Below are 25,043 nucleotides of genomic sequence, written 5' to 3'. Positions count from 1 at the left end.
AATGTAGAAGTAAACATATTTAAATAAGAGTAGAAGTCTAAAAAGAAAACAAATCTAATGTTTCAATTTCAATAGTTGCTTGACTTAAATTTCTTATGTTTTGAGAATTATTTTTTAAATAAGATCTTAATATTCTATTCACATCATGATTATCTTTTCTACCAGTAATAATTTCATTATAATCATTTGCAGATATTAATTCTTTAGAGTCTTTAGAAAATCCAAAACCTTTATAAATACCATTTAAAACCAACACATAAGCATTTTCATTTTTCTCTCTTCCGTTTTCTTTTATAACAAAATTTTCTGTTTTAAATTTAATAGATTTAATTGCTTTAGCAACCCGTTTATTATAAGAACCAACCTTTTCGTCCCCTTTACAAATTCCTTTGCATTGTTTTAATTGGTAATGAAAACAAGTACTAACGTTAGATTGTAGGCTACAATATTTTGGACAAAGTTTAAATTCTTCGCATAATTTCTCCAAAAAACTTCTACATTCTGAAACATTATAAAACTTCATTAACGGATTAGAAATTAACTTTAAACGGTTATAAGCCAAATGCACAACTCCTTCTCTATCCTCATAACTAAACAACCCTATACTTTCGGGTGATCTTCTTTGCGCTCTATTAAATTTTGGATATATTTTCTTTATTTCAGAAGATTCTAACAACAACGCTATTAATTCACTTCCTGTTTCAACATAAGTTACATCTGCCGTCTCCATACACATTGAAACTTCTTTCCGTGCTTTATCATAAAAATGACTTATTACTCGTTGTTTTATATTGTTAGCTTTTCCAACATAAATAATTTCATCCTTATCGTTTTTAAAATAATAAACTCCCGTTTTATTGGATAGTTCATCTACTATTTTTTTTGGTAATAGCGGTGGCAAAGAAGCTTGTCTTGATTTTGGATTTAAAAAAGAATTTATTAAAATTTGATGTTCATCTAAATTTAATAATTGCTCAAATAAAATTGTAGTTGCTTCAGCATCTCCTTTTGCTCTATGCCTATCCTGAATTTCAATATTCTGAGAACTACAAAGCGCTCCTAAACTATATGATTTTAAACCGGGAATTAATTTTCTTGACAACCGGACTGTACACAATTTTTTCCTTTTAAACTCAAAGCCTAAATCTTTAAATTCTTTATGAATAATATTATAATCAAAATTTACATTATGAGCTACAAATATGCAATTTTCCGTTATTTTCTGTACTTTTTTCGCAATTTCATAAAACCTTGGAGCATTTCCAACCATTGCATTTGTAATACCCGTTAAATTGGTTATAAATGGAGGAATACTACATTCTGGATTTACAAGCGTTGTGTATTCGTCAATAACTTTTTCTCCGTCAAAAATAAAAATGGAAATTTCAGTAATTTTTGAACTATGTCCTGTGGTTTCAATATCTACTATTGCGTACATTAATTTACTGATTTTTCAAGTTCTTTTAATTCAACACCCAACTGTGTAAGCATTGATGCAATACTGCTTATTTTTAATTCATGCTCATCATATTCTTGAGTATTAATACTGCACGTAAATTCCCATAATTCTAAAACTTCCTCTGAAGGAACATAATAAGGATCATACTTTTTATTATCCGAAACTAACAATAACATATTATGTTCTTCCAATTTATCAAACACTCGTTTATAAACTATACCATCATTTAAAGTAAGCACTATATAGGTTCTTCCACTTTTTAAATTTCTAATATCATCAATAAATCTAGCAACAATATAAGAACCACTTTTTACTGGTAACATTGAATCTCCTTTAATAGGAAAAGCTCTGTGCGTTCCTGTGGGTAAAAACGGAAGTTTTATTTTATTTAAATGTTCAATATATTCAGGGTCTGAATAACCTCTTAAATATCCTGCAGAAGCCTCCACCGGAATAACTTCAATTAAATCTTCATTTTCACTATCTACCGTTATTGGAAACAATAACCGCTTATCTCCTATTTTTAAAAAATTTATGTCTGTAGCACTAGAGAGATCATTTTTAACTAAAATATCTATTGAAACTTCAAAAAAGTCTGATAATAATAGTAAAAAATCTATTGGAGGTACTGCCCTATTTTCTTCATAAGAGCTTATACGTGAACGAGAAACACTTAATTCTTGTGCAAATTGTTCTTGAGTTAGACCTTTTAATGTTCTTAAATGTTTAATGTTTTTTGATAAAAAATTCATAATGCTAAATTTGTAAGCTTCGTATGCTAAATATATAAGCTAAGTTAACAAAAAAATGAAAATGTCCTAATTTTTCAAAAAAATAATTCAATTATACTACTTTCACTTTAATTTTATAACTTGTATTTCTGTACTTTTGGAACTCCTATTTTTACAATATAAAACTTCCAAAACAATACCTTAAAGCATAAAAATAGCGATAGAATAATGAATGGATTAATTGAAAAAATTAAAGAAGAACTTTTAAAAATAGGAGACCCAAAAGTTAAACTAGCCAGTAAGCGTTTTTTTAAGGAGAATATTAAAACACATGGTGTTAAAGCCGCTAGTGTGCATAAAATTGCAAAGGACAATTTTAAATTAATTAAAAATGAACCAAAAGAAACTATTTTTGAAGGCTGTGAATTGTTATTTAAATCAAATTATATTGAAGAATCATTAGTTGCTTGTGACTGGGTTTTTGCTTTAAAAAAACAATATAAACCTACTGATTTTATACGTTTTGAAAACTGGATTGAAACTTACATTACCAATTGGGCTACTTGCGATACTTTTTGCAATCATACAATAGGTTCATTTATTATGATGTACCCTGATTTTTTGGACAATCTAAAAAAATGGACTGCTTCAAAAAACCTATGGAAAAGAAGAGCCGCAGCTGTTTCTCTTATTGTTCCTGCTAAAAAAGGATTGTTTCATAATGATATTATTCAAATTTCTGATTTCTTATTATTAGATGAAGAGGATTTAGTGCAAAAAGGATATGGATGGGTATTAAAGGTTACTAGCCAAGTAAACGAACAGTTAATTTTTGATTATATAATGGCTAACAAAAGTAAAATGCCTAGAACAGCTTTAAGATATGCCATTGAAAAAATGCCAACAGAATTAAAACAAGAAGCTATGAAAAAATAGCTCTAAAAAACTAAAATAATGACCGATTTATATATAGATAATAAAACATTTGAAGGAATTGACTTTACTACTGAAAAATTTAAAAGGGCCGAATATGATAATTGTTCATTTATAAACTGTGATTTTTCAAAACAAGATTTATCAAATAACGAATTTATTGAATGTAATTTTAACGATTGTAATTTAAGCCTCGTAAAACTTAAAAATACCTCCTTACAAGATGTTAGTTTTAAAAAATGTAAAATAGTTGGGGTTCTTTTTTTTGAATGTAATCCTTTTCTATTTGACGCTAATTTTAAAGATTGCAATTTAAATTTATCTTCTTTTTATAAATTCAGAATTAATAATACCAATTTTTCAAATTGTGATTTACATGAAGTAGATTTTACAGAAACCAATTTAGCAAACTCAATATTTACGTTATGCGATTTTAAAAAGGCTATTTTTGATGCTTCTAATTTAGAAAAAACAGATTTTAGAACTTCAAAAAATTACACTATAGACCCTGAGAAAAATACAATTAAAAATGCGAAATTTTCTTTAACTGAAATTGCAGGATTGTTAGAAAAATATAAACTAATTATTGAATAACTTATCAATCAATCTCCAAAACCAATTCATCATAAGCTAAATGTACATTTTTAGGTAATTTTTTTTCAACTTCAGCATGAAAACCTAATTGATGACTAATATGTGTAAAATAGGTTTTTTTTGGTTTTAATTCTTCAACTAATTCTAAGGCTTCTTCAATATTTAAATGAGAATGATGTGGTTCATAGCGAATAGCATTAATAATTAATACATCTAAGTTTTGTAATTTAAGCTTTTCGTCTGCCTCTATTGTTTTTACATCTGTTAAATAAGCTACATTTTTAAATCTATAACCATAAATTTTTAGGTTTCCGTGCATAACTTCAACTGGAGATATCCGTATATTACTTAATGTAAACGGCTCATTTTTAAGATATTTACTAATAACCCTAGGGGCTCCAGGATATTTGTTTTTATCGTTAAAAATATATTCAAACCTATAAGCTAGGTTTTCTAACACCTCTTGTTGAGCGTAAATTGGTACTGCCCCCATTTGAAAACAAAACGGTCTTATATCATCCAAACCAGCAATATGATCAGCATGTTCATGGGTAATAAATATCCCATTAATTTTCCGAACATCAGCTCTTAACATTTGATATCTAAAATCTGGACCACAATCTACAACATATGCATAATTATCCCATTCAACTAAAATTGATACTCTTAACCGCTTATCTTTTTTATCTTTTGATAAACATACCGGATGGTCACAATTAATAACAGGAATACCTTGAGAAGTTCCTGTTCCTAAAAAAGTAATTTTCACTTTTATATTTTTTATAAAATTACGGGTATAAATGAATTTAACAAATAGAAATTGAAATTTTTAAATATTAAACTATAAACCTAAATTTGTTAATTAAGTATAATTATTCTTCAAAAAAAATGATAATGCATTTATTTGCTTAAAATTTTATATTATTTATCATTATAACTTTTAAAACTTGTATTTTTATATCAAAATTACCCATAAAAAAAAGCTGAAGATATAGTACTATTTCCTTTTAGTGATTTTTTAATCAAAAAAAGGAAAATCTAAATTGAAATCTCAACTATTGGGGCTAATTTTGTTTAATATTATTTTACTAGTAAATGTTGATTTCAAATATAAATTATTGAATCGTTAAAACAATCAATCAAAATGAAAATAGGCGTATTAAAAGAACAAAAAATAGGCGAAAAAAGAGTAGCCTTAACACCCAAAATAGCCAAACAGCTCATTGAAAAAGGATTTGAAATAATTGTTGAAGAAGGAGCTGGAGAATCTTCGGCTAACAAAAATTCAGATTATAAAGCTATTGGAGCTTCTATTGAAACCAGAGGCGTAGTATTTAAAGAGGCCACAATTCTCGTTAAAATAAACCCTTTTGATGAAGAGGATTTAAAATTGATTGATAAGAGGCATATTTTAATGAGTCAATTATACCATATCTCAAATAAAGATTTAATTGAAGCTATAGCTGCTAAAGGAGCAACAGCATTTTCAATGGATGCAATGCCAAGAATTACTAGAGCTCAGGATATGGATGTTTTAAGTTCTCAGAATAACTTAGCTGGTTATAAAGCTGTAATTAAGGGAGCTTATGAAATGACCAAAATTTTTCCATTAATGATGACTGCTGCAGGAACTATTACTCCTTCAAGAGTTTTAATTTACGGAATTGGTGTTGCCGGTTTACAAGCTATTGCTACTGCCAAACGTTTAGGAGCTATAGTAGAAGCTACAGATATAAGAATGGAAACTAAAGAGCAAGCCGAATCATTAGGAGCTAAATTTATTAGTGTTGATAATACTGGTGAACAAAAAGCTGAAGGTGGCTATGCTAAAGAAGCTTCCGAAGATTATGTTAAAAGACAAAAAGAAGCTGTTAATGAATCACTTTTTAAAGCCGATTTAGTAATTACAACTGCAATGGTTCCTGGTAGAAAATCACCAGTTCTTATTACTAAAGACCAAGTTGAACAAATGAAAAATGGAGCTGTTATAATAGATTTAGCAGCTGCTCAAGGTGGAAATTGTGAACTAAGCAAATTAAACGAAACTATTATAAAAAATGGTGTAAAAATTATTGGAACTACTATTGCTCCTGAAAGTGTTGCAACAAATGCCAGTGATTTATATGCTAAAAACATGTATAACTTTTTAGTTCATCTTGTAAATGATACCAATGAATTTAATTGGGATCTTGAAGATGAAATTACAGATGGTACTTTAATTGTTCAAGAAGGAAAAATAAGAAAAAACTAAAAACATATAAAATGAATACTTTTTTAGAATTTATAAATGAAAATCTTCAACTTCTATATATCCTAATATTAGCGATATTTATTGGTTTTGAATTGATAAAAAACGTACCTACCGTATTACACACACCTTTAATGTCTGGTGCAAACGCACTTAGTGGAGTTGTTATTGTTGGCGCAATATTAGTAATGCTACAATCCAACCCCAATGATTACTTAGCCTTATCACTTGGTTTTATAGCTGTTGTATTAGGAATTATTAATGTTGTTGGTGGTTTTGCAGTTACCGACAGAATGTTACAAATGTTTAAAAAGAAAAAATAATGAGCATTACTTTAAGTATTATCTATTTAATCGCAACCGTTACTTTTGTAGTTGGATTAAAAATGTTAGGTCACCCAGAGACTGCTAAAAAAGGAAATTTAATCTCAGCCTTAGGTATGGGATTAGCAATTGTTGGAACAATTTTTCTTGCTGAAAAAGAAGTCCCGCTAATAATATATATTTTAATAGGTTTAGCTTTAGCCGTTGGTGGAATTATTGGATGGATTATTGCCATAAAAGTTGAAATGACTAAAATGCCAGAACTTGTATCTCTATTTAATGGTTTTGGTGGAGCAAGTGCATTATTAATTGGTTTAGTAGAGTTTAACAAAAATATTGGAGTTCCAATAGCCGATAAAGCTTCAGCTTCAATAATAACCACTATAATTGCTGCAATAATAATAGGAAGTATCACTTTTACAGGTAGTTTAGTTGCTTGGGCCAAATTAAATGGTAGTTTAAAAGATATACGATTTCCAAAGTACAATCTTATTAATAACATATTATTTATTGGCCTTGTAGCGTTTGGAACTTATATTGTTTTAATGAATACAGATAGCGCAATTTTAATGTATAGTTTATTAGCAGCTTCATTAGTATATGGTTTCTTATTTGTTGTTCCAATTGGAGGTGCAGATATGCCAGTTGTAATTTCTTTATTGAATTCCTTAACAGGTATAGCTGCTGCAATTACAGGTATTTTATATGATAATATGGTAATGCTTGTTGGTGGTATATTAGTAGGGTCTGCCGGGTTAATTTTAACTTTTGCAATGTGTAAAGCAATGAATAGATCCCTTGCAAGTGTTATTTTTGGAGCCTTTGGAGCGGGATCTAATGCTGCAGAAGGATCGGGAGGAACTATTGGAGGAACCGTTAAAAAAACAACTGCAAGTGATTCTGCTGTATTATTAAACTATTCTTCTAAAGTTGTTATTGTTCCTGGATATGGATTAGCTGTAGCGCAAGCACAACATGTAATTCATGAATTAGAGGAATTGTTAACTAGCAGAGGTGTTGATGTAAAATATGCTATCCACCCGGTTGCTGGTCGTATGCCAGGACATATGAACGTATTATTGGCAGAAAGTAATGTAGATTATGGAAAATTAATTGAAATGGATGATATTAATCCTCAATTTCCAAATACTGATGTTGTTCTTGTTGTTGGTGCAAATGATGTTGTAAACCCAGCTGCACATAATGACCCTTCTAGTCCAATTTATGGAATGCCAATTTTAGATGTTGAAAACGCTAAACACATAATTGTAAATAAACGAAGTATGAAGCCTGGTTATGCAGGTATTGAGAACGAATTATTCTACAATCAAAAAACAAATATGCTTTTTGGTGATGCAAAACAAGCTCTTACAGATTTGGTTGCTGAACTTAAAAATATGTAATTCTAAAAAACATAGAATAAAAAAAGGGTGATATTAAATATTCACCCTTTTTTTATGTGAATAATTCACCTTTAAAATAAGCAAATTTTAGTATTTTTACATAAAATTAAATCATATTATGGCTCTAAAATTGAAAGGTGATAAAGATATTAATGTAGCAAAATCTAGCAAAGAAAAAGCACTAAAAGTAAATCTTAACAACCATACTTATGGAACTTTTGCTGAAATTGGAGCTGGACAAGAAACGGTTCGTCATTTTTTTAGAGCAGGAGGAGCTTCTGGTACAATTGCAAAAACAATGAGCGCCTATGATAAAGATTTTTCAGATGCTATTTATGGTACTGAAACTGATAATAGGTATGTAACTGAAGATAGGTTAAAAAAAATGTTAACCTATGAAATGGAAGTTATAGAAGAGCGTTTAAGCCGTAAAAAACATCCAAATAAAATTTTCTTCTCATACGCAAATACTGTTACCACAATTGACTTTGCTAAAAAATTTAAAGGTCATGGATGGGTTGGAATAAAATTTCAATTAGATCCTTTAGAAGATTATAGTGAAATTATTTTGCACATTCGTTTTAAAGAAACAGATGCTAAATTACAACAAGAAACACTCGGTATTCTTGGTGTAAATTTAATTTATGGTGCATTTTATTTAAACGACAAACCAAAAGAGCTTCTAAAATCTCTTTATGACAATTTACATGAAGTTCAACTTGAAATTGATATGATTAATTTTGAAGGACCAAGATTTTCATATGTAGATAATAGATTAATGAGTTTGCTTTTGGTTAGAAATGGTATGACAAATGCAGTTATGTTCGGTCCAGACGGAAAAAACTTATTACCAGCCCAACAATTATACAAAGCCAATATTTTAGCTTTAAGAGGTAGTTTTAGACCTGTTACAAAAGTTAATATGAATATGTATAATCTTGCACACCAATTATTTTTAAAAGAAAACAAAGTAAAAGAAGAAAATACAAAATTTATATTTGAAATTACATTAACAAACTTAAGTGCTGAAGGTGAAATTGATGAACGTGATTTCTTAGACAGAGCTGAATTACTATGTTCTTTAGGTCAAAATGTAATGATTTCTAATTATCAGGAATATTATAAATTGGTTGAATATTTCTCTGAATTTACAAAAGCCCGTATTGGTTTAGCAATGGGAGTTGCTAGTTTTATACAAATTTTTGATGAAAAATATTACAGAAATTTAAGTGGTGGAATTTTAGAAGCCTTCGGAAAATTATTTTTTAAAGATTTAAAAGTTTATTTATATCCATTTAAAAATCAAAAAACAGGGGAAATTGTTACTAGTGAAAACCTTCGAGTACATCCTAGAATGAAAGAACTTTACAAATTCTTTAAGTATAATGGTAAAGTAGTAGATATTAAAGACTATGACCCTAAAATACTGGAAGTATTCTCTAGAGAAGTTCTAAAAATGATTGAAAACGGAGAACCTGGCTGGGAAGAAATGCTTCCTACAGGAATTGCTGAAACAATTAAAAATGAACGCTTGTTCGGGTATTCAAAAAGACGTTTTATTAAAAAATAATTTAACTTAAGTTAAACCTTTCTTACTTTTAAACGTCTAATTACAAATGTCAAGTGTGGATAGTGAAAAATTATTAGTTGCTCAACTAAAAAATAAAAGAACGCAGGAATTAGCATTTCGTAAATTAATGTCTTTATACAAAGAACGTTTGTATTGGCATATTCGTAAAATTGTATATGTACATGCAGATGCTGATGATGTTCTTCAGAATACTTTTATTAAAGTTTTTAAAAATATTCACTCATTTAAAGAGGATAGTAAATTGTATTCTTGGATGTATAGAATTGCAACCAATGAATCTATTACATTTATAAATAAAAAAGCAGCAAAACACCATGTAGATTTAACTGAGCTACAACTAAATACCGTAAACAGCTTAAATACTGACTTAGATTATTCAGGTGATGAAATTCAACTTTTATTACAAAAAGCTATCATTACATTACCTCACAAACAACAGCTTGTTTTTAATATGAAATATTTTGATGAAATGAAATATTCTGACATGTCTGAAATATTAGGAACCTCAGTAGGAGCTCTTAAAGCATCTTACTTTCACGCAGTTAAAAAAATTGAAGAATTTTTAAAAACACATTAAACCTTAGTGAATAGCTGAAGTCTAAAAGATAATATGAAGAAAGAAGAATTACATATAATAGCGCCTACGTTAAGTGAAATTTCACCTAAAAAGATTGGTTTTAAAATTCCTAATGGATATTTTAATTCTGTTGAAGATAGTGTTATTGCCCAAATTCGATCAGAAAATATTGGTGTAAAAAACAATGCTTATAAAACTCCAGTAAATTATTTTAATGAAATTGAAGATATTGTTCTTACAAAGCTTAAAGCTGAATCTTTAACTGAAAACACAACAAATTCGGTTCCGGATGAATATTTTAACACAATTGAAGATAAAGTATTTAAAAAACTAAATTCTAAACCTAAGGTAATATCAATAAATAGAATTTCTAGATATTTAGCTCCAATTGCAATTGCGGCTTCATTCTTAATCTTATTTTTAATAAATAACAACAACAGTAAAATAACTTTTGACACTTTAGCTGCTGCTGAAATTGAAGAGTTTATAAATAATGGCGAAGTTGATTATGATCTTGAGACATTATCTGTAGTTTTTCCAGATGTTGAAATTAATAATGTTAATTCTATAAATTCACTATCAGACTCTGATGTGTTTGAGTATTTAAATGAAAGTGATTTAGAAGAGTTTATTTATGAAAATTAAAATGTGAAAACATGAAAAAATTAATACACACAATACTATTTTTATCTATTATTTTTTTAGCAACTAATATAGCTGCACAAAGAGTGCATAAACAAAATATTAGAATGTTAAAAACTACTTATATCGCTAATGCAATTAGCTTAACACCTTCTGAAGCTGAAATGTTTTGGCCTATTTATAATAAATTCTCTAATAAATTAAGAATTCTAAAATTTAAACTTGATAATGGTATAATTCAGGAAATAAACAAAAATGGTGGTATAGATACTTTAACCGAAGAACAAGCTCAAGCTATTATTACTGAATATCTAAATGTTGAAAAAAGCATTTCCCAAACTAGAATTAAACGTTTAAACGAACTCAACAAAATTATTAGTGCTAAAAAATTAATCTTACTTGAAAAAGCTGAAAAAGATTTTAATAAAAGGATGTTGCAAGAATATGGTAAGAGAAAAAGAATGCAAGAAAAACAATAACTATTTATAAAAAAAATCCAGAGTTAATTAACTCTGGATTTTTTTTTGAATTAACATTAAAGAAATTATTTATACATTTTTTCTCTTAACGCTTTAATCTTTTTATCACTTAAATACTCATCAAAAGTTGAATATCTATCAATTACTCCATTTGGTGTTATCTCAATAATTCTATTTGCTACAGTTTGAGCAAATTCGTGATCATGAGTAGTAAACAATACTGTTCCTTTAAAATTAGCTAATGAATTGTTAAAAGCTTGAATTGTTTCCAAATCTAAGTGATTTGTAGGTTCGTCTAACATTAAAACATTAGCTCTAATCATCATCATTCTACTCATCATACATCTAACCTTCTCACCTCCAGAAAGTACATTACACATTTTTAAGGCTTCTTCTCCACTAAAAATCATTTTCCCCAAAAACCCTCTTAAAAATACTTCTTCACGTTCTTCTTCAGTTTTTGCATACTGGCGTAACCAATCAACTAAATTTAAACTAGGATCTGTAAAAAATTCTGAATTATCAAGTGGTAAATAAGATTGTGAAGTTGTTACACCCCATTGAAACTTACCTTTATCAGCTTCTAAATGTCCATTTAAAATTTCATAAAAAGCCGAAACAGCTTTTGAGTTTTTTGAAATTAAAGCAACCTTATCTCCTCTATTCAAATTAAAATGAATATCATTAAAAAGTACTTCTTCTTCACTTGATTTAGATAAATGCTCTACATTTAATATTTGGTCACCTGCTTCACGTTCTCTTTCAAAAATAATAGCTGGATATCTTCTACTTGATGGTTTAATATCATCAACATTTAAACGATCAATCATTTTTTTACGACTTGTTGCTTGTTTAGATTTTGCAACATTTGCAGAAAAACGACGAATAAATTCTTCTAATTCTTTCTTTTTATCTTCAGCTTTTTTATTTTGTTGAGCTCTTTGTTTAGCTGCTAACTGACTTGATTCATACCAAAATGAATAATTTCCAGAATAATGTGTAATTTTCCCAAAATCAATATCAGAAATATGCGTACAAACAGAATCTAAAAAGTGACGGTCATGCGACACAACAATCACAGTATTATCATAATTTGCTAAAAAGTGCTCTAACCAACTAATTGTTTCAAAATCCAAATCATTGGTTGGCTCATCCATTATTAATAAATCTGGATTTCCAAATAAAGCTTGAGCTAATAACACTCTTACCTTAGCTTTACCATCTAATTCAGACATTAATGTATAGTGCATATCATCCTTAATACCTAAAGATGATAACATTGTAGCTGCATCACTTTCTGCATTCCAACCTCCCATTTCTTCAAACTCAATACCAAGCTCACCAGCTTTTATACCATCTGCTTCAGAAAAATCTTCTTTTGCATAAATAGCATCCATCTCATGCTTAATATCAAATAACTTTTTGTTCCCTTTCATTACTGTTTCCAGTACTTGAAATTCGTCAAAAGCATAGTGATCTTGAGATAAAACAGACATCCGTTTTCCAGCCTCTAAATGAACTTGACCAGATGTTGCTTCTCTTTGACCCGATATTATTTTTAAAAATGTTGATTTACCTGACCCATTAGCGCCAATAATTCCATAGCAATTACCAAGGGTAAATTTGGTATTTACCTCATCAAACAAAACTCGTTTACCGAATTGCACAGATAAATTTGATACTGAAAGCATTATATATTTATTTTTTTAAATTCCGTGCAAAAGTAATAAAAAGGATTTATTAAAAAATATTTAAGCCAACCAAAATAAATTTAATAAATAATTAAGAGTCACAATTCTACATTTAACATCTCATTAACAAGCAAAACCTAAAGTTGTATGTATTTTTGATTAATACTATTTTAATGAAATATTTATTAGGAATCATATCACTTTTACTTATTACTGGTTGCGAAAGAACTAGTAATAAAGAGTCTGTCACTTATTTTGGTGGCCAGATAGTTAATCCTAAATCAAATTTTGTACTATTTTTAAAAGACAATAAGGTTATAGACACCATAACTCTTGATAAAAACAATCATTTTCTTACTGAATATAAATCTTTAAAGGAAGGACTCTATACTTTTAAGCATGGTATAGAATTCCAATATATATATTTTGAACCATCTGATAGTATTTTAGTTAGATTAAACTCTTGGGATTTTGACGAATCCATGGTTTTTAGCGGAAGAGGAAGCAGTAAAAATGAATTTTTATTAAATTTATTTTTAAGAAATGAACATGAAGATAAATTAATGCGTCAATTTTTCAGCTTAAATGAAACTGAATTTTCTCAAAAAATTGAAACTCTTACTAAACAAAAAGAAGCTCTTTTTTTAGATTTTAAAAATAATAATGAAAATGTTTCTGAAGGATTTACAAAATTAACCAATGCGGCTATAAATTACCCTCTGTATAGATGGAAAGAAATTTACCCGTTTTATCATAAAAAATTAAATCAACTTTCTAAAATTTCTAAAATTTCAGATTCATTTTATGAGTTCAGAAAACACATAAATTTAAATGAAGAAAATTTATTGTCTTTCTACCCCTATAGAAATTATGTAACTAATTATTTATACCATATTAGTTATAAAATAAAAGAAGAAGATAGTTTAAGAGATAATTTAACGGTTAATATGTTAAATTTAATTGTTCAAAATGTAAATATTGAAGAGTTTAGAAACTCATTACTTAAAAATATTGTTGTTGATGAATTTTTAAAACGACAATCCACTTGTTCTATTAATAAAGAAACTTTAAATGTATTTTTAAAAAATTGCTCAAACGAAGAATACAAAAATGAAGTTCAAAATTTAGTGAATGATAGCAAGTATGTTTTAAATAACAAACCAATAAAAGATTTTACAATTAAATCATATGATGACAGAGAGTTAAGTGTGAAAAATATTATTGAAAATCATAAAAGTGTTATTTATTTCTGGTCTTCAAATTATATGGATGCCGAATATTTACTTAAAGAAATTAGATATTTTGAAAAAAGATATCCCAATATTTTATTTATTGGAGTTAATATGCAATCTGATTTGTATAATCTTTCTAACTCAACCAATATAGGTTTAATTGATTATCAAAAACAGTTCAAACTACCTGAAAATAGTTACGCTAGAAAGTATTTAACAAGTAATTATCCACGTACTATAATGGTGGATGAAAAAGGAATTGTTACCAATGGTTTTACTCATTTAGATTCTAAAAAATTCAATTCAGAATTAATTAAATTAGAAAGAAAATAATTTTTACCATTGTAAAACAAAATTAAAGTGTACCTTTGCACGTTTTTAACCGGTTTATAGATGGGCATCTGTAAATCAACAATTTATACAGAATGACTACATTTAAAGATCTAGGGCTTAATGATAACATCATTAAAGCCTTAACCGATTTAGGGTACGAAAATCCTACACAAATTCAAGAAAAAGCAATTCCTCAAGTTATTGCATCAAAAGATGATTTAAAAGCTTTTGCACAAACAGGAACAGGTAAAACTGCTGCTTTTAGTTTACCAATTTTAGAACAAATTGATGTTGATAGCAGCGATACGCAAGCTATAATTTTATCTCCTACAAGAGAATTAGCACTTCAAATTGGAAAAAATATTGAAGAATTTGCTAAATACATTAAAGGTTTTAGAGTTGCCGTAGTTTACGGTGGTGCTAATATTGATGAGCAAATTAGAAAACTAAGAAAAGGAGCTCACATTGTTGTTGGTACTCCAGGAAGAACTGTTGACCTTATTAACAGAAGACAATTAAAACTTTCTAACGTTCAATGGTTAGTTCTTGATGAAGCTGATGAAATGTTAAACATGGGTTTCAAAGATGAATTAGATAAAATTCTTGCTGTTACTCCAGACGACAAACAAACGTTATTATTTTCTGCAACCTTCCCGAAAGAAGTTGAATCTATAGCTAAAAATTACATGTCTAAACCAGTTGAAATAACTTCTGGTGAAAAAAATAAAGGTTCTGATCAAGTATCACACCAATATTATGTGGTTTCAGAAAGAAATAGATACGCAGCCTTAAAAAGAATTGCGGATGTAAATCCAGATATTTATAGTATTGTTTTTTGTAGAACTCGAAGAGAAACACAAGAAGTTGCTGATAAATTAATAAAAGATGGATATAGTGCTGATGCATTACACGGAGATTTATCTCAAGCTCAACGTGATAGTGTTATGCAAAAATTCCATAAAAAACATTTACAATTATTAATTGCTACTGATGTTGCAGCGCGTGGATTAGATGTAAATGACTTAACACACGTAATAAATCATAAATTACCAGACCAAATAGAATCTTATACTCATAGAAGTGGTAGAACTGGACGTGCTGGTAAAGAAGGTATTTCTATTGCAATTGTAACAGGAAGAGAAAAAGGTAAACTTAGACCTATTGAACGTATTATTGGTAAAAAGTTTGTTAGCACACCTGTACCAACGGGTAAAGAAATTTGCCAAAACCAATTATTAAAACTTATTGATAAAGTTCACGACATTAAAGTTAATGAAACTGAAATGAATGAATTTTTACCTTCTATTTATGAAAAATTAGAAGGATTAGATAGAGAGGAATTGATTAAAAGATTTGTTTCTATGGAGTTTAACACATTCCTTACTTATTATGAAAATGCTCCTGATTTGAACGATAGTGATCAAATGAGAAGTGGACGCGATAGAGATAATAGAGGAAAAAGTAGAGATGATGAAAATATGTCTCGTTTCTTTATTAATATTGGTAGAAAAGACAAATTAAATCCTGCTAGATTAATTGGTTTAATTAACGACCAACAAATAGCAAAAAATATTGAAATAGGACAGATTGAAATTTTAGATACTTTTTCATTCTTTGAATTAGATAAAAATTATACAGAAGACACTATTTCTAGCTTTCAACAAAAGGATGTAAGTTTTGAAGGAAGAAGTGTTAATGTTGAAATTACCGAAAAGAAACGCTCTGGAAGAGGCGGCGGCGGCGGAGGAAGACGTCGTAATGATGATGGTGGCGGAAGAAGCGGCGGCGGAAGAAGAAGAAGCAAAGACAGAAAAGAAGGTGGTGGAAACACTGGTGGATTTGGAAGAAAGCGATCTAATTCAGGAGATTTTAGCGCAAAGAAAAGCTCAACAAGAAGAAAAGGTTAAAAAAACCTTTTAAAATATATTAAAACTCATAGATTGAATCATTAAAATCTATGAGTTTTTTATTGCCTTTATTTTACTTTTATTATTAATTAACAATATTTTATTGTTGTTTATCAATAATTTTATTACATTTACTTTGTAATAAAATTACTATAAAAACCAAATGTTAACACTATAACCTGCTTTAACATTTCTAAAATTAAGTATTATGAATAAAAACACCCTTTTAAATATCTCATTAGGTATTTGCCAACTTGCTAAAATTTTATTTATCATTATTGCTATTGGAATTACTTTTGTTTTTATTCATGTACAAATTGATAAAGATTTTTATTCTAAAGTAGAATTTGGACTTAGTAAAGAGAATTCAAATTTAAACCTTTCTAATACAGATTTGAATATTACTAGTACTTGGCATGTTACAAATTTAAGCGAAGAGTTAAAAAACAAAGATAAAACCACTATTTATAAAGAACTATTTAAATTGAATAAACTCACAAAAACATCCTTATACCTTCAATATTTTAAACTTTCTTTCGTTTTATTAATGTTCTTTTTAGCTGTTTCTGAATTTCAAAAAATAATTGAATCCGTAAAAAGTCATAAAACTTTTGGCATTCAAAACGTTAATTCCTTCAGAAAAATAGGTACTTATATTGTAGTTTCCGTTTTATTTACAATGTACACTTCTGTTAATTTTGAACAAGGAGGTTATAGTGGATTTTCAATTTCATTTAACCAATTATTTTTAGCCCTTATAGCATTTATTATGGCTGAAATATTTAAAGAAGGAAATATATTAAAAGAGGAAAACAACTTAACCATTTAACCATATGTCTATAATTATAAATTTAGACGTAATGCTTTCCAAGCGTAAAATGAGAAGTAAAGAACTGGCAGAAATCATTAATATTACAACTACCAACTTATCTATTTTAAAATCTGGAAAAGCAAAAGCAATTCGGTTTTCAACATTAGAAGCAATTTGCAAAGCATTAGATTGTCAACCTGCAGATATCCTTGAATTTAAAGAAGATTAAAACAAAAAAAGCCATTTAAAAAGTAAAATTCACCCAACCTCCTTTTTATCTAGGTTTACATAGTGATTAATTATCAACACTATAAGATTCCGAAATAAATTTAGAATAACGAGTTGTATTACTTTTTAAACAGCCAGTTTTTATACTTTTCTACGCTCTCTTTCTTCCTTTAAAAGTCTAAGTTCTCTACTAGTTTGGCCAGCAACTGAAGTATTTTCTTCTGCTCTTCTAATTAAATAAGGCATTACATCTCTTACAGGACCATATGGTAAATATTTAGCTACGTTATAACCACTTTTAGCTAAATTATAACTTATGTGATCGCTCATTCCATATAGTTGCCCAAACCATACTCTTATATCATTTTTATTAACTTTAGAATTTTCCAGTAAATCCATTAATAAATAAGAACTCTCTTCATTATGAGTTCCTGCAAAAACAGCCATTTCATCAATGTTTTCAATCATATAAGATAAAACGTCATTAAACATTTTATCCGTTGCCTCTTTATCTTTGCATATTGGGTTGGTGTATCCTTTATCTTTGGCACGTTCGCGTTCTTTTTCCATATACGCACCTCGCACTAATTTCATTCCAATTTTATAACCTTTCTCTTTTGATCTTTTATGAAGTCCCTTCAAATAATCCAATCTATCCCATCTATACAATTGTAATGTTCCAAAAATAACAACCTTTTCTTGATTGTATTTTTGCATCATTTCTTCAATTAAATCATCAACAGCATCTTGCATCCAAGATTCTTCAGCATCAATTAACAAAGGTACATCCATATTAAAAGCTGCTTTACAAACAGTATCATATCTTTCTTTAATGCGCTTCCACTCTACTTTTTCGTATGAATTTAATTGCTCATTTTCAGTTAATTTTCTATAAATTTCTGATTTCCCAAATCCAGAAGGTTTAAAAACAGCAAACGGAACACTGCCTAGTTCTTTTCCAAACTTTATATTATTTAATGTTTTTTGCATGGTTAAATCAAACTGATTTTCATCTTCTTTTCCTTCCGCAGAATAATCTAATACCGAATGTACTTTATGCGTGTACATTTTCTCAATAATAGCCATACAATCTTGCTCTGTTACCCCACCACAAAAATGATCAAATACTGTTGCCCTAATTATACCTTCAACAGGAAGGTGTGTTTTTAAAGCAAATTTAGTTAAGACAGTTCCTATTTTAACTAGTGGTTCCCTTTTAATCATTTCAAATAAATAAAATGCTCTATCCAACTCTGAATTACTTTTAATTTCAAAGGCAACTTCCGTATTGTCAAATAATTTCCTCATAATAATTGGGTATATAATCAAAGATAATTACAAAGAGTTTATTTTCTCATTTTTTTCCCTTTAATTTGCACTTAAATATTATCCAAAATGACACCTATATTATCCAATAATTACTATGTAAACTTTCAAGACGATGCGTACACAAAATTGAACGCTTTTTTAATTTCAAGTTCGCCTTCTAAAATTTTTATACTTGTTGATGAAAATACCAACGATAATTGTTTACCTATTTTATTAGCTGAAATTGAAACTTCTTTAGAAATAGAAATTATTGAAATAGAATCTGGTGAAGAAAATAAAAACTTGGATACATGTACCGGTGTTTGGCAAGCTCTTACAGAATTAGGAGCCGACAGAAAAAGTTTACTCATTAATTTAGGTGGTGGAGTAGTAACAGATCTTGGTGGTTTTGTTGCTTCTTGTTTTAAAAGAGGAATAAATTTTGTGAATATCCCAACTACTTTATTAAGTATGGTTGATGCTTCTGTTGGAGGTAAAACAGGTGTTGATTTAGGAGTTTTAAAAAATCAAATTGGTTTATTTTCAGATCCCGAAATGGTGTTAATTGACACGCGTTATTTAGATACCGTTATTGAGCGTGAAATTAGATCTGGATTGGCTGAAATTATTAAGTACGGTTTTACATATGATGTTAAAATTTGGGATAAAATAAATAATTTTAATGAACTAAGCGTTAAAAATATAAGCACTTTAATTCACCGTTCTATTGAAATTAAAAATGAAGTTGTAACCGAAGACCCTAAAGAAAATGGGTTACGTAAAATCTTAAATTACGGACATACATTAGGACACGGAATTGAATCTTACTTTTTAGATTCTGAAGACAAAGAAAAACTTACCCACGGAGAAGCAATAGCTGTTGGGATGATTACAGAAGCATATTTATCTGAAAAATTATTAGGTTTTCCATCTAACACTCTTAAAGAAATAAAAACTTCAATTATTGAAAAATACGGTAAAATCTCAATTGAAACTACTGATTACGATGCAATTATTGCACTTTTAATTCACGACAAAAAGAATGTAGGAGGCCAAGTAAATTTTGTACTTCTAACCGATCTTGAAAAATTTAAATTAGATTGTAAAGTTGAAAAAAACTTACTAATTGAAGCCTTAGATTATTACAGAGAATAATTATAAATTTTATTAAAATCTTCTAACTTTTTTGTCCTTTCTTATTATCTTTTGCCAAAAGCTAAATGCAAACAGCACACAATGTAATGGAGAAACAAGTAAGACTCAAGTAATCTCATTTTACACAAATCAGATTACTTTATCACATGCTAAAACTCTAACAACAATTAGCAATTACTTCTCGGTACACTTCTTTATAACCCGGAAGTACATTTTGCAAACTAAATCTTTTAGCTTGTTCTAATGCATTTTCTTTAAATTGTTGAAGTTTAGCATCATTTTCTAATATAGAAATTCCATTTTTAGCCATATCATCAGTATCACCAACATCACTCAAATAACCGGTTACTCCATTAATATTAACTTCTGGAAGTCCTCCTGAATTTGTTGAAATTACAGGCGTACGAGCAGCCATAGCTTCTAGCGCAGCCAACCCAAAACTTTCTGTTTGAGAAGGTAGTAAAAATAAATCTGAATAACATAATAACTTATTCACTTCATTGCTATTACCTAAAAATAGAATTTTATCTAGAATACCCAATTCTTTTGCCTGCCCTTCAATACGTTCTCTGTCTGGCCCTTCTCCTACCAATAATAATTTAGAAGGTATTTTTTTCTGTATTTTATAAAAAATATCAATAACATCCCAAGCTCTTTTAACAGGTCGTAAATTACTAATATGAGTAATAATACGTTCATTATCGTTTGCAATTGTGTGACGCTGACATTCCTCTGCTCCTATTTCAGGATATTTTTCAAAATCAATAAAGTTATTAATAACATGAATTTCTTTTGTAATATTAAAAAGTCGTAAAGTATCCTTCTTTAAACTTTCTGAAACCGTAGTAACTGCATCAGAATTATTAATACTAAACTCTACAGCAGTTTTGTAGTTAGGATGGCTACCAACTAAAGTGATATCTGTACCATGCAAAGTAGTTACAACCTTAATATCAATCCCCTTTTCTTTCAACATTTGCTTTGCCATATATGCGGCATACGCATGTGGAATTGCATAATGAACATGTAATATTTCTAAATCATACATTTCTACAACCTCAACCATTTTACTTGAAAGTGCCAATTCATAAGGTTGAAATTGAAATAATGGGTACTCTTCCACAAAAACTTCATGAAAATGTATTTCATTTGATATAAAATCTAGTCTTACGGGTTGTTTATAAGTAATAAAGTGAACATGATGCCCTTTTTGAGCCAAAGCCATTCCTAATTCAGTTGCTACTACTCCGCTACCTCCAAAAGTTGGGTAACATACTATTCCAATTTTCATACTAACTATTAAGTGATTAAAAACTATAAAGATTAAAAAACTATAATCAAATTCTTAGTTGTAAATATAATAGGATTCTTACAGCTTGCATTAAAATAAATCACAAAAAAAAGTTATAATATAAATGCGTACATTTTAATTATAACTTTGGTTAACTTTTTTAGTATCTATTTAATAATCCCCCAAAGTTTCAGGGTTTTGACTTAATGCATTTTCCAATTGAGCATCACTAGGTGCTTTTCCATGCCAAGCATGAGTATACATCATAAAATCAATACCATTACCCATTTCTGTTTTTAATAGAATACAAATAGGTTTTCCGTTCCCTGTTAATGATTTTGCCTCAGCCAAACCAGCCTTAATACTATCAATATCATTTCCTTTTTCAACTTCTAAAACAATCCAACCAAAAGCTTCAAATTTAGCTTTTAAATCTCCCATTGGCATAACGTGATCCGTTGAACCATCAATTTGTTGTCCATTATAATCTATCGTAGCAATGTAATTATCCACATTTTTACCAGCTGCATACATAATCGCTTCCCAATTTTGACCTTCTTGCAACTCTCCATCTCCGTGCAATGAATAAATTAATTTATCGTCTCCATTTAGTTTTTTTGCTTGAGCTGCTCCAATAGCAACGCTCATTCCTTGTCCTAAAGATCCTGAAGCCATTCTAATTCCTGGCAATCCTTCATGAGTAGTTGGATGCCCTTGTAAACGAGAATTTAATAATCTAAAAGTTGCTAATTCTTCAACTGGAAAATAACCACTTCTTGCCAAAACACTATAAAATACTGGAGAAATATGTCCGTTTGATAAAAAGAAAATATCTTCATTTTCACCGTTCATAGAAAATTCAGTTGAATGAACCATTACATCTTGATACAAAACAGTTAAAAACTCATTACACCCTAAAGATCCTCCAGGATGCCCAGATTTAACAGCGTGAACCATTCTTACAATATCTCTTCTCACTTGCTGAGCAAAATCTTGCAGTTCTTTTGTAGTTGACATTTATTTATTTTTTATTAACTAACACAAAAATACTATTTTAGTATTATGACACAATTATTTTTGCCGTTAAACTTCTAAACCTGTCTTTAACTATTATGTTTTTTGCTTTTTCTTTTTTGCAGCAGGAAATAAAACATTATTTAAAATAAGCCTATAACCAGGAGAGTTTGGGTGCAAATCTAATTCTGTTTTAGGGTCTCCAACTCTATGTTGATAATCTTCTGGATCGTGACCTCCATAAAATGTAAACATCCCTTTCCCTTTTACTCCATGTATATAACGAGCTTCTTGATTCAATTTAATTTCTCCCAAAACCAATACATTTGATTTAATTGAGCTACGTTCAAAAGAAGTTGTTTGTCCCATAAACCCTTTTACCAATGAAGTATGATTTTGACATAACATTGTAGGCACAGGATCCCATTTGGCTGAAAATTCTTTCAATTCAAAATAATCTGCAGTTCGTTTAATTTCCCGTCTTTTACTTGTCATATCAATTGAAGAAAACTCATATTCACTAGGGTTTCTAACTAAAGAAAAATCTTTAAATGCAAATGTTTTATTATAATCTATTTTATCCTCATAATCTTTTTCTGAAGGATCACCATCAAACATTGCTTCACAAATATCCACTCCTTCAGCTGATAATGCTATATCAAAACTATCTGTTGCTGAGCACATTGCAAACATAAAACCACCGCCCACAACAAAATCTCTAATTTTTAATGAAACTGCTAATTTTTCTTGTGATACTTTTGAATAGCCCAATTTTGTTGCTAATTCTTCTGACGATGTTTTTTGTTCTATATACCAAGGAGCAGTTTTATAGGCTCCATAGAATTTTCCATATTGACCCGTAAAATCTTCGTGGTGTAAATGCAACCATTCATATAACAATAACTTATCTTCTAAAACTTCTTCATCATAAACAACATCAAATGGAATTTCAGCGTAAGTTAAAACCATAGTTACGGCATCATCCCAAGGCATTTTTCCTTTTGGAGAGTAAACTGCAATTTTTGGTGCTTTTTCCAATAGAACAGCTTCCATATTTTTGGAAGGGCTACTAATTTCTTGTAATATATTAGCTGCTTCTGTATCTGAAATAATTTCAAAAAACACCCCTCTAATTTTACATTCATTTCTCGTTTTTTCAGTATCCTCTAATAAAAAAGAGCCTCCTTCATAATTTAACAACCACTGAGCTTTATACCCTTCATTAAGAGACCAATAAGTGATTCCATAGGCTTTTAAATGATTTGTTTGAGTAACATCGTCCATTGGTATTAAAATAAACGAAGCATATGTTGAATGCGAAAAAAGCACTACAAAAATAAGTAACGCTTTTTTAATAAATAATAATGTCTTTTTTATATTCATATATTAAAATGGTACACCGCCATCGTCTAAATTATCAGCTGCACCAAATGCGTCTTCAGGATTGGCAAAATTACTTTCAGAAATTTCACTATTCATTTTTGAATGAAACTCATTTCCAAAACCATCATCTAAATCTGCAAATAATGCTAAATGCCCAATAAATTTTAATCTAATATTTTCTAAACCACCGTTACGGTGTTTTGCTACAATAAATTCTGCCTGACCTTCACAAGGCGTTCTTTCTTCATCATCCCACTCTGTAATACCATAATACTCAGGTCTAAAAATAAATGATACAATATCTGCATCTTGCTCAATTGCTCCAGATTCACGTAAATCTGATAATAAAGGTCTTTTACTTCCTCCTCGAGTTTCAACAGCACGTGATAACTGAGAAAGTGCAATTACCGGTATGTTTAATTCTTTTGCTAATGCTTTTAAATTTCGAGAAATCATAGAGATTTCTTGTTCTCTGTTTCCGTTTGCAGCACTACCCGCTGTCATTAATTGTAAATAATCAATAATAATTATCTTAATTCCATGTTGTGATGCCAAACGACGGGCTTTTGCACGTAAATCAAAAATTGATAAGGAAGGTGTATCATCAATAAAAATAGGTGCGTTTGATAAGTTTTTAACTTTAACATTTAACTGCTCCCATTCATGTGGCTCCAAGTTTCCTTTTCTTAATTTACCCGATGAAATTCCAGTTTCACTTGAAATCATACGAGTAATAAGCTGTACAGAAGACATCTCTAACGAAAATATTGCTGCAGGAGTTCCAAACTCTATAGCCATATTTTTTGCCATAGACATTACAAAGGCTGTTTTCCCCATACCAGGACGTGCAGCTAAAATCACTAAATCAGATGGTTGCCAACCAGATGTTAATTCATCTAAACGTGTAAAACCAGTAGCTACACCACTCATTCCACTTTGATTAGAAATTTCCTGAATCTTCTTTATCGCTTGATTTACAAGACCTTGAGCGTCTTCAGACCCCTTCTTTAAGTTTCCTTGAGTTACTTCAAATAATTTAGTTTCTGCATCATCTAATAAATCAAAAACATCTACGGTTTCATCATACGCTTCTTCAATAATTTCAGCCGAAATTGAAATTAATTTTCGTTGAATATATTTTTGAAGAATAATCCTTGCGTGAAATTCTATATGTGCAGATGAAGCAACTTTTTGTGTTAAACCAATTAAATAAAAATCTCCCCCAACTAATTCAAGTTTCCCGCTTTTTCTTAATTGATTTGCAACCGTAAGTAAATCAGTTGGTTCAGAATTTTGAAACAACGTATAAATAGCTTCATAAATATGTTGATGTGTTTCTTTATAAAAAGCTTCTGGATGTAAAATATCAATTACATCATCCACCCCTTTTTTATCAATCATCATTGCGCCCAATACAGCTTCCTCTAAATCAACTGCTTGAGGAGGTAATTTACCCTTCTCTAAATTAATTACAGAACTTTTTTTAAATTTCTTGGCTGGTATAGGTTGCGCGTTTTTCACTTTATTTATTAATCCTTTATTTATTAAACTATGATTTATATAAAAAAATTGTCTTCTCTTTTTAATATAAACAATATAATCGTATTATTTTTTGATATGGCAAATGTAAATTTTTAATACTCAAAACTGCATCAATATTTTAACTTTATTTACACATTATTTGTTAACAAGTACCTTTTTTGTTAATAA

The 25,043-nt window shown here is 29.1% G+C and carries 23 protein-coding genes; 14 read left to right on the top strand and 9 right to left on the bottom strand.

Annotation, left to right across the window (positions count from 1 at the left end):
- Nucleotides 1-37: 37 nt before the first annotated feature.
- Both DAD81_RS11840 and DAD81_RS11835 read right to left on the bottom strand, forming a co-directional pair.
- A complete protein-coding gene (locus tag DAD81_RS11840; RefSeq protein ID WP_111708479.1) occupies nt 38-1,438 on the bottom strand; it encodes an exonuclease domain-containing protein in 1,401 nt (466 codons plus the stop codon).
- Nucleotides 1,438-2,211, bottom strand: a complete 774-nt coding sequence (locus tag DAD81_RS11835; protein WP_111708478.1) for an XRE family transcriptional regulator — start codon at nt 2,209-2,211, stop codon at nt 1,438-1,440. Before DAD81_RS11835 ends, DAD81_RS11840 begins: the two co-directional genes overlap by 1 nt.
- 207 nt (nt 2,212-2,418) lie before the next feature.
- On the opposite strand from DAD81_RS11835, the gene DAD81_RS11830 reads away from it, so the two are divergent.
- The gene (locus tag DAD81_RS11830; RefSeq protein WP_111708477.1) at nt 2,419-3,126 is read left to right on the top strand and encodes a DNA alkylation repair protein; all 708 of its coding nucleotides are present in this window, start codon (nt 2,419-2,421) and stop codon (nt 3,124-3,126) included.
- 18 nt (nt 3,127-3,144) lie between these two features.
- Entirely contained in the window at nt 3,145-3,717 is a 573-nt protein-coding gene (locus DAD81_RS11825; protein ID WP_111708476.1) for a pentapeptide repeat-containing protein, read from the top strand.
- Between the two features lie 4 nt (nt 3,718-3,721).
- Here DAD81_RS11825 and DAD81_RS11820 read toward each other — a convergent pair whose 3' ends face one another.
- Nucleotides 3,722-4,486, bottom strand: a complete 765-nt coding sequence (locus DAD81_RS11820; RefSeq protein WP_111708475.1) for an MBL fold metallo-hydrolase — start codon at nt 4,484-4,486, stop codon at nt 3,722-3,724.
- A gap of 375 nt (nt 4,487-4,861) precedes the next feature.
- On the opposite strand from DAD81_RS11820, the gene DAD81_RS11815 reads away from it, so the two are divergent.
- The 7 genes from DAD81_RS11815 to DAD81_RS11785 all read left to right on the top strand — a co-directional run bounded on the left by DAD81_RS11815 (nt 4,862) and on the right by DAD81_RS11785 (nt 10,980).
- Nucleotides 4,862-5,968: a Re/Si-specific NAD(P)(+) transhydrogenase subunit alpha gene (locus DAD81_RS11815; RefSeq protein WP_111708474.1), complete on the top strand. Its 1,107-nt coding sequence runs from the start codon at nt 4,862-4,864 to the stop codon at nt 5,966-5,968.
- Nucleotides 5,969-5,979: 11 nt separating this feature from the next.
- Nucleotides 5,980-6,288 (top strand): NAD(P) transhydrogenase subunit alpha, encoded by a 309-nt coding sequence (locus DAD81_RS11810; RefSeq protein ID WP_111708473.1) that lies wholly within the window; start codon nt 5,980-5,982, stop codon nt 6,286-6,288.
- The gene (locus DAD81_RS11805; protein ID WP_111708472.1) at nt 6,288-7,691 is read left to right on the top strand and encodes an NAD(P)(+) transhydrogenase (Re/Si-specific) subunit beta; all 1,404 of its coding nucleotides are present in this window, start codon (nt 6,288-6,290) and stop codon (nt 7,689-7,691) included. The genes DAD81_RS11810 and DAD81_RS11805 overlap by 1 nt, the downstream gene beginning before the upstream one ends.
- A 118-nt stretch (nt 7,692-7,809) precedes the next feature.
- Nucleotides 7,810-9,261 (top strand): TonB-dependent receptor, encoded by a 1,452-nt coding sequence (locus DAD81_RS11800; RefSeq protein WP_111708471.1) that lies wholly within the window; start codon nt 7,810-7,812, stop codon nt 9,259-9,261.
- A gap of 46 nt (nt 9,262-9,307) precedes the next feature.
- Nucleotides 9,308-9,859 carry an RNA polymerase sigma factor gene (locus DAD81_RS11795; protein WP_111708470.1) on the top strand — a complete coding sequence of 184 codons (552 nt, stop codon included), beginning with the start codon at nt 9,308-9,310 and terminating at the stop codon, nt 9,857-9,859.
- Between the two features lie 33 nt (nt 9,860-9,892).
- A complete protein-coding gene (locus DAD81_RS11790; protein WP_111708469.1) occupies nt 9,893-10,504 on the top strand; it encodes a hypothetical protein in 612 nt (203 codons plus the stop codon).
- An 11-nt stretch (nt 10,505-10,515) separates the two neighbouring features.
- Nucleotides 10,516-10,980 (top strand): hypothetical protein, encoded by a 465-nt coding sequence (locus DAD81_RS11785; protein ID WP_111708468.1) that lies wholly within the window; start codon nt 10,516-10,518, stop codon nt 10,978-10,980.
- Between the two features lie 65 nt (nt 10,981-11,045).
- Here DAD81_RS11785 and DAD81_RS11780 read toward each other — a convergent pair whose 3' ends face one another.
- Nucleotides 11,046-12,671, bottom strand: coding sequence for an ABC-F family ATP-binding cassette domain-containing protein (locus tag DAD81_RS11780; RefSeq protein WP_111708467.1), 1,626 nt, complete (start codon nt 12,669-12,671; stop codon nt 11,046-11,048).
- 173 nt (nt 12,672-12,844) lie between these two features.
- Between DAD81_RS11780 and DAD81_RS11775 the strand changes: the two genes are divergently transcribed.
- The 4 genes from DAD81_RS11775 to DAD81_RS11760 all read left to right on the top strand — a co-directional run bounded on the left by DAD81_RS11775 (nt 12,845) and on the right by DAD81_RS11760 (nt 17,183).
- Complete coding sequence (locus tag DAD81_RS11775; protein ID WP_111708466.1) at nt 12,845-14,236, top strand: TlpA family protein disulfide reductase; 1,392 nt, start codon at nt 12,845-12,847, stop codon at nt 14,234-14,236.
- Between the two features lie 92 nt (nt 14,237-14,328).
- Nucleotides 14,329-16,143 carry a DEAD/DEAH box helicase gene (locus DAD81_RS11770; protein ID WP_111708465.1) on the top strand — a complete coding sequence of 605 codons (1,815 nt, stop codon included), beginning with the start codon at nt 14,329-14,331 and terminating at the stop codon, nt 16,141-16,143.
- A gap of 208 nt (nt 16,144-16,351) precedes the next feature.
- Complete coding sequence (locus DAD81_RS11765) at nt 16,352-16,972, top strand: DUF2975 domain-containing protein (RefSeq protein WP_111708464.1); 621 nt, start codon at nt 16,352-16,354, stop codon at nt 16,970-16,972.
- Between the two features lie 4 nt (nt 16,973-16,976).
- Entirely contained in the window at nt 16,977-17,183 is a 207-nt protein-coding gene (locus DAD81_RS11760) for a helix-turn-helix domain-containing protein (RefSeq protein ID WP_111708463.1), read from the top strand.
- Between the two features lie 140 nt (nt 17,184-17,323).
- On the opposite strand, the gene DAD81_RS11755 is transcribed toward DAD81_RS11760, so the two are convergent.
- Nucleotides 17,324-18,490: a proline dehydrogenase family protein gene (locus tag DAD81_RS11755; RefSeq protein WP_111708462.1), complete on the bottom strand. Its 1,167-nt coding sequence runs from the start codon at nt 18,488-18,490 to the stop codon at nt 17,324-17,326.
- A gap of 87 nt (nt 18,491-18,577) precedes the next feature.
- Here DAD81_RS11755 and aroB point away from each other — a divergent pair, with 87 nt between their 5' ends.
- The gene (gene aroB / locus DAD81_RS11750) at nt 18,578-19,645 is read left to right on the top strand and encodes a 3-dehydroquinate synthase (RefSeq protein WP_111708461.1); all 1,068 of its coding nucleotides are present in this window, start codon (nt 18,578-18,580) and stop codon (nt 19,643-19,645) included.
- 157 nt (nt 19,646-19,802) lie between these two features.
- Here the strand turns inward: aroB and bshA are convergent, their stop codons facing one another.
- The 4 genes from bshA to dnaB all read right to left on the bottom strand — a co-directional run bounded on the left by bshA (nt 19,803) and on the right by dnaB (nt 24,854).
- A complete protein-coding gene (gene bshA, locus DAD81_RS11745) occupies nt 19,803-20,936 on the bottom strand; it encodes an N-acetyl-alpha-D-glucosaminyl L-malate synthase BshA (protein ID WP_111708460.1) in 1,134 nt (377 codons plus the stop codon).
- A gap of 171 nt (nt 20,937-21,107) precedes the next feature.
- Nucleotides 21,108-21,953, bottom strand: a complete 846-nt coding sequence (locus DAD81_RS11740) for a transketolase (RefSeq protein WP_111708459.1) — start codon at nt 21,951-21,953, stop codon at nt 21,108-21,110.
- A 93-nt stretch (nt 21,954-22,046) separates the two neighbouring features.
- Entirely contained in the window at nt 22,047-23,333 is a 1,287-nt protein-coding gene (locus tag DAD81_RS11735) for an asparagine synthetase B (protein ID WP_111708458.1), read from the bottom strand.
- 3 nt (nt 23,334-23,336) lie between these two features.
- Complete coding sequence (gene dnaB / locus DAD81_RS11730; RefSeq protein ID WP_111708457.1) at nt 23,337-24,854, bottom strand: replicative DNA helicase; 1,518 nt, start codon at nt 24,852-24,854, stop codon at nt 23,337-23,339.
- Nucleotides 24,855-25,043: the final 189 nt, after the last annotated feature.

The organism is Lutibacter citreus (assembly GCF_003260195.1).
Classification (GTDB): domain Bacteria; phylum Bacteroidota; class Bacteroidia; order Flavobacteriales; family Flavobacteriaceae; genus Lutibacter; species Lutibacter citreus.
Note: the sequence above shows the minus strand (reverse complement) of the source record. Positions and strands in the feature narration are given on the sequence as shown.